Here is a 10,926-nt window from a genome sequence, read left to right as displayed (position 1 = left end):
GCCCGCGACCCCGCTCTGCCCCCGCCCGCGACACTGCCGGGCCACCGGGGCCAGGCCGGCCTACCCGGCGGTCAGCTCCAGCACCCGTCCCCGGTGCAGGGCCAGGTACACGCGGTCGCGCAGGCGGTTGGCCTCGCCGTCCGTGAGCGTCCGGTCCAGCGGTTGCAGCACCAGCCGCAGCAGCACATTCACGTGGCCCGGGGCGAGCCGGAGCCGTTCGACGGCGGCGGGCGGCAGCTCCGACGCTGGGGTGACGGCCCTGATCTCCAGCGAGGCCAGCACCTCGGCGTCCGCCCCAAGGGCCGTCCGCGCCCGGTCGCCGAGCAGTTCGACGTCGGCCTCCGCCGCGGACCCCAGTACGAGGGACAGATCGCGCCTGACCTCCGGCATAACTGACACCGGCCGGTAGGGGTCCAGGTCCAGCAGCTGGGCCTGGACGCCGGGGTTCTCCGAGCGCAGGAGCCGGATGTCCCGGATGCCCTTGCGCAGCATCAGGGCACGGTCCAGCCCCAACCCCAGGGCGAGACCGGCCCAGCGACGCGCATCCAGCCCGGAGCCGCGGAGGACTTGCGCGGAGACGAGTCCGCATTCGGCCAGCTCCAGCCATTCCCGGGCGCCGTCCGGCTGGGTGACGAGCACGTCGAGCTGCCTGCCCGTGTCCGTATAGTGGTGCGTTGCCGGGACCGAACGCCACTCCACGTCCGGGTACAGGGAAGCCGGAAGGACCGCTTCCACAACAGCGCCCATCATCTGCTCCAGCTCGGCGGAACCCAGCAGGCCACGCGCCTTGAGTCTCCACAGATCCACCTGGTGCGGGGCGCCCACGTGGGTGCGGTCGATCGAGTCCCGCCGGTGCACCAGGCCGGGCAACGCGTGCAGCCGGTCGTAGTGGCCCAGTTCCTCCCGCAGCGAGTCCAGCAGGGCCGGCACGCCCGACGAGGTGTGGCTGCGCAGCATCACCGTGGGGCTGACATGGCGTGAGTAGCGTGAATCCCGGGTGACGTCGTCGGGGGAGTATCCCAGCCGGTCGTAGTTGTCGGCGGTTGCGACGAGCGGGCTGATCCGGTGGGTCTCAACACTGACGTTCCACAGCTGGGCGAGCGCCGCTGTGACTTCCGCCAGCAGCACCGACATGGCGTGCGGGCCTTGGGCAGGATCGGACAGATCGCGGAGCGCGAGGGCGTTTTGCAGTTCGGAGGGGTGCAGATAGTTCTTCATGGGGGGTCCTTGGTTTTGAGTGCGGGAGGGGGAACGCCACCCTCAGCCGCTGCACCGGACGGACCCCGGCGGCTGCGGTTACGCGCGCGACAAGAAGCCCGTGCGGCCGGAAAGCGGCCGAGGGCTGATAAATCGCTGCTGCGTCTGCATCCCTCCATGCTACGCCGGAGGCCCGCACGGCCCCGCCCGCCGGAGCCCCGCACGGCCCCGGGTGGCCGCCCAAGATGGGCCTTGACCTTGACGTAGCGTCAAGGCCTAGCATCGGGTTACCGGCCGGAAGCTGCCGGAAAGCGGCCCAAGCCGGCCGGAAACTGATGCGGAAAGGGGCAGCCACGTGGATTGGTCCGTGCAGCAGATCGCCAGAATCGCCGGGACCACGAGCCGGACGCTGCGGCACTACGACGACATCGGTCTGCTCAAACCCAGCCGCACCGGGGGCAACGGCTACCGGTTCTACAACCAGGCGTCCCTCGTCCGGCTGCAGCGCATCCTTCTGCTGCGGGACCTCGCGCTGGGACTCCCGGCGATCGCCGAAGTCCTCGACCACGAGCCGGATGCCGCCCGGGCGCTGGCCCGCCACCTGGACTGGCTGCGGCAGGAACAGGACCGGCTGACGCGGCAGATCGCCTCGGTCCGGCAGACGCTTGAAGGACTGAAAGAAGGAGAACCGATCATGGCGGAAAAAATGTTCGACGGCTTCGACCACACCCGGTACAAGTACGAAGTGGAGCAGCGCTGGGGCAAGGACGCTTACACGGAAGGTGACTCCTGGTGGCGCGGGATGGGACCGGCGGAGAAGGACGCCTGGCGGGAACGTTCCCGGCAGCTGGGCAGCGACTGGATCGCCGCAGCGGAGTCGGGCGTCGCGACGGACAGCGCCGAGGCCCAGGAGCTGGCCCGGCGGCAGGTCGACTGGCTCACCGGAATCCCCGGCACACCCGCTTCGGGGTCCGCCGCCGCCGGCGGTGACGCCCGCGGTGACGGCGACGTGAAGGGGTACGTCATCGGGCTCGGCGAGATGTACGTTGCCGATCCGCGCTTCGCCGCGAACTACGGCGGCGAAACCGGCGCGGCCTTCGTCCGCGACGCCCTGCGGATTTACGCGGGGAGGCACCTCTAGCCCCGGCCCGGGTCCGCCGGGGCCGGGACTAAACTTGTCCGGTGACTCCCTCAACGCACTTCACGGCCGGCAACACCCCCGACGCCCCGCGCAGCGACCTCCCTGGCCTGCTCGAATCCTTGGCGGCGGACCTGCGCGGCATCGGCTACACCGTGGACGGCGTAGCCGAACTGCTCGGCGCGGCCGCGCACAGCGCCCTGGCCCGTGACCAGCTCGTCCCGGCGCTGATCGTCACGGAGGCAGCCCGCAACGGGGAGCCGAGGACGGCGGCGCTCGCCGCCGTCGTGCGCTTCTGGCTGCTGGCCGAACCGCAGTCCGCCGCGACCCTCGACGCCGCCCTGCCCGGCATCGGCACGGCGGGCCTGCTGGAACTGGGGCTCGTGGAGCCGTCCGCTGACGGCCTGGTTCAGGCGAAGGTGGATCTGCGGCCGTACGGATGGGACGGCACCCCCGGGGACGGCACCCCCGGGGACGGCACCCCCGGGGACGGCACCCCTGGGGAAGACACCGTCAGCAGCGGCGGCGCGGAGCTCTGGGTGGCCAGCGATCTCGCCGCCCACCAGCGGCCCGGTGTGCTGCGCCACGACCACGTGCTCGGGATCGGGCAGGCATCCACCACCCTGGTGCAGGTCACCGCGCGCCGCCATGTGGCCCGCGCCCTGGACCTCGGCACCGGTTGCGGCATCCAGACCTTCCACCTGCTGCACCACGCCGAGCACGTGACCGCCACCGACATTTCGGGCCGTGCCCTGGCGTTCACCCGCTTCAACCTGCTGCTCAACGCCGGCCAGCTGCACCTGGACCCCTCCGACCTGGAGGCCCGGGTGAGCCTGCGCCAGGGCTCCCTGCTTGATCCGGTGGCGGCCGAGGAATTTGAACTGGTGGTCTCCAACCCGCCGTTCGTGATCACGCCGCGGAGCCTGGGTGAGGCCGCCGCGGACCAGTTCACCTACCGTGACGGCGGCCTGCCCGGCGATGACATCGTCGCCGCGCTGGTCCGGGACCTTCCCTCGGTCCTCAGCCCTGCCGGCACAGCCCAGCTGCTGGGCAACTGGGAGATCCCGGCGGGCGCCGCCTGGGACGAACGGCCGCAAGGCTGGGCCGGACCGGACACGGACGTCTGGTTCATCCAGCGCGAGCAGGTCAGCCCGGAACAGTACGCCGAAACCTGGCTGCAGGACGCCTCGGAGTCCCGCGACCGGCGGCTCTACCAGGACTCGTACGCCGCCTACCTGGACGATTTTGCCTCCCGCAACGTCGAGGCCGTCGGCTTCGGGATGCTCTGGCTGCGGCGCCCCGCCGAAGGATCCACGCCGGTGCTGCGGCGCTTCGAGGAGATCACCTATCCGATCGAACAGCCCGTCGGCCCGCACCTCGGCGCCGCCGTGGAACGTGCCGACTGGCTGGCCGGCCACGATCTCGCGGCCGCGCACCTGCTCGTGGCCGAGGACGTCACCGAGGAACGGCACCAGCGCCCGGGAGCCGAACATCCCGGCGTTATCCTGCTGCGCCAGGGTGCCGGCCTCCGCCGCACCAACCTGCTGAGCACCGAGCTGGCCGGCTTTGTCTCAGCGTGCGACGGCGACCTCTCCGTCGGGCAGATCATCGGCGCCCTTGAGGCGCTGCTGGGCGGCGGCGAGGGCTGGGACGGCGGGACCTTCCGCGGCGGGCTCCTCACCGAGGTGGGGAACCTGGTGCGCGACGGATTCCTGCTGCCCGCCTGACGCCCCGGCTGAAGTTCCGGGGGCTGTGGCGGGTGCGGCTGACCTTGACGCCCCGGCGGGTGCGGCGGTTGAAGATCCGGCCGCTGTCGCGGAGCCGGAACCGGGGGTTTCCGGCGGGGGAGTGCCCTCGCTGCCGTAACGCGGCAGGACATATGCGGCGACGGCCAGGGCCGCCAGGACCCCGGTCGCCCCGGCGAGCAGGAAGCTCATCCGAATCGGGAGCAGGGCGCCGAGCAGCCCGCCCAGCGCGAGCGCACCGATCGAGACGGACCGTATCAGGCCGCCGATGATCGCCATCGCCTGGCCGCGGCCGCTTTCCGGGATCCGCAGGATCGCAATCGCCCCGAAGCACGCGTTCAGGACCCCGCAGGCGGCCCCCATTGCGGTGTAGGCGAAGAACAACAGTTCCATGCTCGGCACCAGGGCCATGATCCCGAGGAACGCCGAGGTCAGGGCCATCGCAACCAGCAGCGCGCGCAGGCGCGCCGGTGGGGTCCCGATCCGCCCGGCCAGCGCCGCCCCCGACGCCATGCCAAGACTGAACGACGCGGCCAGCAGGCCGTACTGCATTTCGGAGGCGCCGAGCTCGTCGCGGGCCAGGAACACTTCCAGGACGTTGGTCGCTTCGCCGACAGTGATGAAAAACAGTGCGCCGAGGACCAGCGCCCAGACCAGGCCGTCGCGCCGGATCAGGCGAAGGCCGTCCAGGAGCGCGGGACGGTCCTTGCCGGCGCGTTCGGCGGCCGTGCCCCGGCGGGTCCGGATCAGCATCGCGCCCGCGGCCATCGCGAGGTAGCAGCTGCTGGCCACGCAAAACACGAGACCGGATCCGCCCCAGCCGCTGAGGAGCCCGCCGGCCGCCGGTCCAACCATGCCGGCGATCATGATGGTTGCCTGCATCGTGCCCAGCGCCCGCGGGGTCCGTTCCTCGCCCACGATCCGGGGCAGCAGGGCCTGCCAGGTCGGCGCGGCGACGGCCTGGGCGGCGTCGAGGAGGAAGGTCATGGCAAACAGCACCGGCAGGTAGTTATCCAGAGTCTGCATCCCCAGGCCCATGCCGGCGACTGCCGCGGCACTGACCACGGCAGACGCCGTCGCCAGGGTCCGTGAATCCCGGGTGTCCGCCAGCCGTCCGGCCCACGGCGCGAGCAGCACCAGCGGGAGCGCTGAGCAGAGCAGGTACGCCGCCACGAGCCAGGGCCCGGCAACCGGCGTCGGGCCCGCGGCGGCCAGGTTCTGCAGATGTAGCATGACGCTGATGATGACCGCGCCCATGCCGGCCGTGGCGATGAAGCGGGCGCTGCTGGCGAGAACGAAATCGCGGTTTCGCCAGAGCGGCGGCGCGGGCTGTGCCACACCCGGCGCCGCCTGAAGTGCCTTTTCCATAAGTAGCAAGCTACTCTCCGGTACATTTCAGTGTCAAGCATTTCTTTCATAGTTTGGCGGCCGTCGGTAGACTTATGGGGTGAGTACAGAAACCCCAACGGCGGAGCCGCCGGTATCTCCGGGCCCCAAACGCCGGCAGCGCCCGGAGAAGAAAGTGGAAATCACTGACCCGAAGGCGATCCGGGCGCTGGCCCACGCTGCCCGGCTGGAAGTCATTTCCGAACTGTATTCAACCCAGGTAAGCCGGACGGCCACCGAACTCGCCGCGCAGACCGGCCTCACGCCCAGCGCCATGAGCTACCACCTGCGCGCCCTGCAGAAATGGGGCATTGTGGTGCCGGCCGCCACCGCCGGCGACGCCAGGGAACGCCGCTGGAAAGCCGCCGGCACCGACTTCACCATCAACTCGGGCGGAGGGGTGGCGAGCCCCGAGTTCGCCGTGCTGGATCTCGAACTGGACGCCTACCGACGCCGCGTCAACGCCTACGCCAAAACCCGCGACGAGCGGCGCGAGCGAGGCGAAGCCGTGGACGGACCCTCCTCCGTGGTGCTGGCCAGCAATCTGCTCTATCTCACCCCGGACCAGCGGACGGAGTTGAACAACCGCATCTTCGAGCTGCTCCGGGACTACGAACTGGAGGACCCGGACCAGGTCCCCGAAGGCGCGGAGCGGATGGCAACCATGTGGTCGATGATCCCGGACGACCGCGGAAAGGCTCCGGCGAACCCCGCCGCAGGCCCCGCCTGACACCCTCTGGGGCCGCCCTGTCCGCGCCGGACGGAGGCCCGAGGCGCGGGGGTCCATGACGTCCGGGAGTCGTGTATGGGAGCCCGTCATTTCAGCCTGAATGCGCGGGAATCCGCAAAATATGGTGAACTAGGCGGGTATGGGCGCATCTGCCCGAGCAACCTTTTTCTGTAGGAGCACCGTGCCAAGCAAGGCCAAAACCGGTAAGAAACTCGTGATTGTGGAGTCTCCCGCCAAGAGCAAGACCATCGCCAAGTACCTCGGCGAGGGCTTCATTGTTGAGGCCTCCATCGGTCACATCCGGGACCTCCCGCAGCCCTCGGAACTGCCGGCGGAACTGAAGAAGACCTCGGTAGGCAAGTTCGCCGTCGACATTGATAACGACTTCAAGCCGTACTACGTGGTGTCCCCGGACAAGAAGAAAAAGGTCGCCGAACTCAAGGCCCAGCTCAAAGACGCTGACGCCCTCTACCTCGCAACCGATGGGGACCGCGAGGGCGAGGCCATCGCGTGGCACCTGCTGGAAGTGCTCAAACCCAAGGTCCCGGTCTACCGGATGACCTTCGGTGAAATCACCAAGGAAGCCATCCATCGCGCCATGGACAACCTGCGCGACGTCGACCAGGACCTCGTGGACGCGCAGGAGACCCGCCGGGTGCTGGACCGCCTCTACGGCTACGAGATCTCCCCGGTGCTGTGGCGCAAGGTCGCCCGTGGCCTCTCCGCCGGCCGCGTGCAGTCCGTCGTGACCCGCATGGTCGTGGACCGCGAGCGGGAGCGGATGGCCTTCAAATCGGCCTCCTACTGGGACCTGACCGGCCAGTTCGGCGCCGGATCAGGCTCTTTCAAGGCCAAACTCGCCATGGTCGACGGCGCCAAGGTTGCCAGCGGCCGCGACTTCAACGACAGCGGTGAGCTCACCTCACGCAACGCCGTGCACCTCAATGAGGAGCTCGCCACCTCCCTCGCCACCGGCCTGCAGGACGCGGACTTCCGCGTCCGCTCCGTGGACACCAAGCCCTACACGCGCCGTCCCGCGGCGCCGTTCACCACCTCCACGCTGCAGCAGGAGGCCGGCCGCAAGCTGCGCTTCTCCTCCAAGAGCACCATGCAGGTGGCCCAGCGCCTCTACGAAAACGGCTACATCACCTATATGCGTACGGACTCGTCCGCCCTGAGCAACGAGGCCGTCACCGCCGCCCGGCGCCAGGCCTCCGAGCTGTACGGCCCCGAGTACGTCCCGGCCTCGCCCCGCGTCTACACCGGCAAGGCAGCCAACGCGCAGGAGGCCCACGAGGCCATCCGCCCCGCCGGTGACTCCTTCCGCACCCCGGCCCAGGTGGCCAAGCAGCTCTCCGGCGACGAGTTCCGCCTCTACGAGCTGATCTGGAAGCGCACCGTCGCCTCCCAGATGGCCGACGCCAAGGGCTCCACCGCCACGATCCGCCTCGGCGCCGTGACTGTAGGTGCCCCGGGCGAAAGCCGCGACGCCGAGTTCTCGGCCTCCGGCACCGTCATCACCTTCCCCGGCTTCCTCGCCGCCTACGAAGAAGGCAAGGACGAAAGCCGCGGCGACGACGAGTCCGACGAGGCCCGCCGCCTGCCCAACGTGGCCAAGGACGACGCGCTCACCGCCTCGGAGATCGTCGCCGTCGGACACGAAACGTCTCCGCCGCCGCGCTTCACGGAAGCGTCCCTGACCGCCGAGCTGGAAAAGAAGGGCATCGGCCGCCCGTCGACCTACGCCTCCACCATCTCCACGATCCAGGACCGCGGCTACGTCCGGAAGCAGGGCTCCGCGCTGGTCCCGAGCTGGATTGCGTTCTCCGTGATCCGGCTGTTGGAGCAGCACTTCCACGACTACGTGGACTACGAGTTCACGGCCGACATGGAAGCGGACCTCGACAAGATCGCCAACGGCCAGGCGGAGGGACCCGCCTGGCTCAAGCACTTCTACTTCGGCGAGGATTCCGAGCCCGGCCTGCTGAGTATCGTCAACAACCTGGGCGAGATCGACGCCCGCGAAATCAACTCCATTCCGATCACCGAGGGCATCACGCTGCGGGTCGGGAAGTTCGGGCCGTACCTGGAAAGCTCCATCCCCTCGGTCGATCCGAAGACCGGCGAAGTGGTTGAGGCCGCCCGCGCCAACGTCCCCGAGGACCTTGCCCCCGACGAGCTCACCGCGGCCAAGGCGGTTGAGCTGATGGAAACCGCCGCCCCCGAGGAGCGGGTGCTCGGCGCGGACCCGCATACGGGGCACACGGTCGTGGCCAAGAACGGGCGCTACGGCGCCTACGTCACCGAGGTCATCCCGGAAATAACCGAGGAACAGCTCGCCAACCAGCCGGTGGAGTACTACAAGAACGGCAAGCCCAAGCCGCCGAAGAAGCCCGTGAAGGCCAAGCCCCGCACCGGGTCGCTGTTCGCCTCCATGAGTGTGGACAGCATCTCCCTGGACGAGGCCCTGCAGCTCATGAGCCTGCCCCGGGTGCTCGGGCAGGACGCCGAAGGCAACCCGATCACGGTGCAGAACGGCCGTTTCGGCCCGTATTTGAAGAAGGGCACGGACTCACGTTCCATCGGTTCGGAAGAGGAAATCTTCACGATCACGCTGGAGCAGGCGCTGGATATTTACTCCCAGCCGAAGCAGCGCGGCGCCCGCGCCGCCGTCGCGCCGCTGGCAGAGTTCGGCCCCGACCCGGTCTCGGAGAAGAACATTGTGGTGAAGGAAGGCCGCTTCGGCCCGTACATCACCGACGGCATCACCAACATCACTGTGCCGCGCTCCACCGCGCTGGAGGAGCTCACCCGGGAACAGGCCGTTGAACTCCTCGCGGAGAAACGCGCCAAGGGTCCGGTCAAGCGCACCACGACGGCCCGCAAGGCGCCCGCCCGCAAGGCGACCGCCAAGAAATAGCACTGGCGCGCCGATGTCGCTGGAAGCGTGCGGGGTCGCCGGAACTTCGGCGACGTCGTGGGTTTCCGGCGACTTCGCGTTTGCGGACCCGGGCGCAACGTGATCGAGTAGAGGCATGACTGAACAGCCCGATCACTTGGACCTCCAGCCGCTGAACGACCTCGAAGAGAAGCTTGCCCGGGGCGAGGAACCGGACGCCAACCCCGTTGACGTCATCCTCGCCTTCCTCAACAACGAGGTCTACATCGTCAGCTCCGATGCGCTCGAAGGAGCCGATTCCCAGGTCGAGCCGCTGGTGCTGGCCAACTCCTCCGGGAAGCCGGTCCTGGCCGTGTTCTCCCACCCCAGCCGCGTCACCGAGCAGTACCTGGCCGCCGCGCCCAACGTGCTCGGCACCCAGGGCGCCGCGATCCTCGGCAACCTCGGCGACGACCTCGGCATGGTCATCAACCCCGGCGCCGCCTTCGGGTTCGAGATCGATCCGGAAGGCGTCGCCAACATCCGCCGCGACTTCAAGCCCGCCGACGAGGACGATGAGACCGCCGGCGGCGACAGCCAGCACTAATCCAGCCCTATTCCTGCACTAATAGGATGTCTCCGGCGAGGCCGGCCTTAAGCCGACGGTCGGGGCGCGGCCGGTCCGTTAGGCGGGCCGCGCCCCCGGGGGAATAATGGCACTATGCGCCTAGGTGTCCTTGATATTGGATCAAATACTGTCCATCTCCTGCTCGTGGATGCCCACCCGGGTGCGCGCCCGGTGCCCTTTGCCTCGCACAAACGACCCCTGTCCCTCGTGCAGTTCCTCGAGAGCGACGGCAGCATCAACGACGCCGGGCAGCATGAGCTGATCGAGTTCGTCCTCGAAGCGTGGGAATTCGCGGCCAAGCACAAGGCCGAAGACCTGCTGGCGTTTTGTACTTCCGCGATCCGCGAGGCCACCAACGGCGCTGCTGTCCTGGCGCGCGTCAAACATGAGACCACAGTGACGCTCCGGGAGCTGACCGGCAGCGAGGAAGCCTCGATGACATTCTTCGCCGTCCGCCGCTGGTACGGCTGGGGTGCCGGACCGATGCTGAATCTGGATATCGGCGGCGGTTCCTTCGAGATGGCCTATGGGGAGGACGAACTCCCCGAGCTCGCGACGTCGGTCCCGCTCGGAGCGAGCCGGCTCACCCGGGACTGGCTGCAGGAGGACCCGCCCTCGGCCAAGAGCGTCAAGGAACTTCGCCGCTACATCCGGGCCACGCTCAAACCGGTGGTGCGCGACTTCGCGAAGCTTGGCAAGGCGAACCACGTGGCTGGCACCTCCAAGACTCTCCGCTCGCTGGCCCGTATCGCCGGTGCCGCGCCCAGCGGCGCCGGCCCCTACGTCAAGCGGGAGCTGTTCGCCACGGACCTGGGCCTCTGGGCGCAGCGCATCTCGGCCATGGAAGTGGAGGACCGGCTGAGCCTCCCCGGTGTCTCCGAAGCCCGCGCCCCCCAACTGCTGGCAGGTGCCCTGGTGGCCGAAGCCGCCCTCGAAATGTTTGAGTTTCCCAGCATGGAGATCTGCCCCTGGGCACTCCGCGAAGGCCTGATCCTCCGCCGGCTGGACCAGCTGGTCATCGAGGGGCCGCTGGAGCCCGCGCCCCACGTGACCCAGTCAGACCACCCCGCGGAGCCGCAGACACCGGACACAGAGTCATCCGACGCCAAGAAATCGCAGCCAGCGGACGCGCGCTGAGCGGTTCCGCGGAGCCCTGATTCCCGGCAGGGGTGTCGATCCGGAGGCGGCCCGTTCGTCTAGAAGGTGAGAGGCCGGCAGGGAGCC

The 10,926-nt window shown here is 69.1% G+C and carries 7 protein-coding genes and 1 pseudogene; 6 read left to right on the top strand and 2 right to left on the bottom strand.

The genetic code is table 11. From position 1 onward, the window contains the following. Nucleotides 1–60: 60 nt before the first annotated feature. Nucleotides 61–1,218 carry a hypothetical protein gene (locus BJQ90_RS12505; protein WP_226760575.1) on the bottom strand — a complete coding sequence of 386 codons (1,158 nt, stop codon included), beginning with the start codon at nt 1,216–1,218 and terminating at the stop codon, nt 61–63. 334 nt (nt 1,219–1,552) lie between these two features. Between BJQ90_RS12505 and BJQ90_RS12500 the strand changes: the two genes are divergently transcribed. Together BJQ90_RS12500 and BJQ90_RS12495 are read left to right on the top strand one after the other, a co-directional pair. Next, a complete protein-coding gene (locus tag BJQ90_RS12500; RefSeq protein WP_226760574.1) occupies nt 1,553–2,338 on the top strand; it encodes a MerR family transcriptional regulator in 786 nt (261 codons plus the stop codon). Nucleotides 2,339–2,379: 41 nt separating this feature from the next. After that, a complete protein-coding gene (locus BJQ90_RS12495) occupies nt 2,380–4,062 on the top strand; it encodes a methyltransferase (protein ID WP_226760573.1) in 1,683 nt (560 codons plus the stop codon). A gap of 114 nt (nt 4,063–4,176) precedes the next feature. Here the strand turns inward: BJQ90_RS12495 and BJQ90_RS12490 are convergent. Next, nucleotides 4,177–5,337 (bottom strand): annotated as a pseudogene (locus tag BJQ90_RS12490) (MFS transporter); the annotation flags it as partial. Nucleotides 5,338–5,527: 190 nt separating this feature from the next. Between BJQ90_RS12490 and BJQ90_RS12485 the strand changes: the two are divergent. The 4 genes from BJQ90_RS12485 (at nt 5,528) to BJQ90_RS12470 (ending at nt 10,839) form a co-directional block, all read left to right on the top strand. Then, nucleotides 5,528–6,196: an ArsR/SmtB family transcription factor gene (locus BJQ90_RS12485; protein WP_226760572.1), complete on the top strand. Its 669-nt coding sequence runs from the start codon at nt 5,528–5,530 to the stop codon at nt 6,194–6,196. 181 nt (nt 6,197–6,377) lie between these two features. Beyond that, on the top strand, nt 6,378–9,116 hold the full coding sequence (gene topA, locus BJQ90_RS12480; protein WP_226760571.1) for a type I DNA topoisomerase: 2,739 nt from the start codon (nt 6,378–6,380) through the stop codon (nt 9,114–9,116). Nucleotides 9,117–9,231: 115 nt separating this feature from the next. Continuing rightward, on the top strand, nt 9,232–9,681 hold the full coding sequence (locus BJQ90_RS12475; RefSeq protein ID WP_226760570.1) for an SseB family protein: 450 nt from the start codon (nt 9,232–9,234) through the stop codon (nt 9,679–9,681). Between the two features lie 114 nt (nt 9,682–9,795). Then, complete coding sequence (locus BJQ90_RS12470) at nt 9,796–10,839, top strand: Ppx/GppA phosphatase family protein (protein WP_226760569.1); 1,044 nt, start codon at nt 9,796–9,798, stop codon at nt 10,837–10,839. Nucleotides 10,840–10,926: the final 87 nt, after the last annotated feature.

This window comes from Arthrobacter sp. SO3 (assembly GCF_020532825.1).
Taxonomy (GTDB): domain Bacteria; phylum Actinomycetota; class Actinomycetes; order Actinomycetales; family Micrococcaceae; genus Arthrobacter.
This window is presented reverse-complemented; position numbering and strand designations above follow the sequence as displayed.

Excerpts from the sequence above, each read along its gene's own strand:
- BJQ90_RS12470 (WP_226760569.1), top strand. The coding sequence starts at position 9,796 with ATGCGCCTAGGTGTCCTTGATATTGGATCAAATACTGTCCATCTCCTG.
- BJQ90_RS12475 (WP_226760570.1), top strand. The coding sequence starts at position 9,232 with ATGACTGAACAGCCCGATCACTTGGACCTCCAGCCGCTGAACGACCTC.
- BJQ90_RS12505 (WP_226760575.1), bottom strand. The coding sequence starts at position 1,218 with ATGAAGAACTATCTGCACCCCTCCGAACTGCAAAACGCCCTCGCGCTC.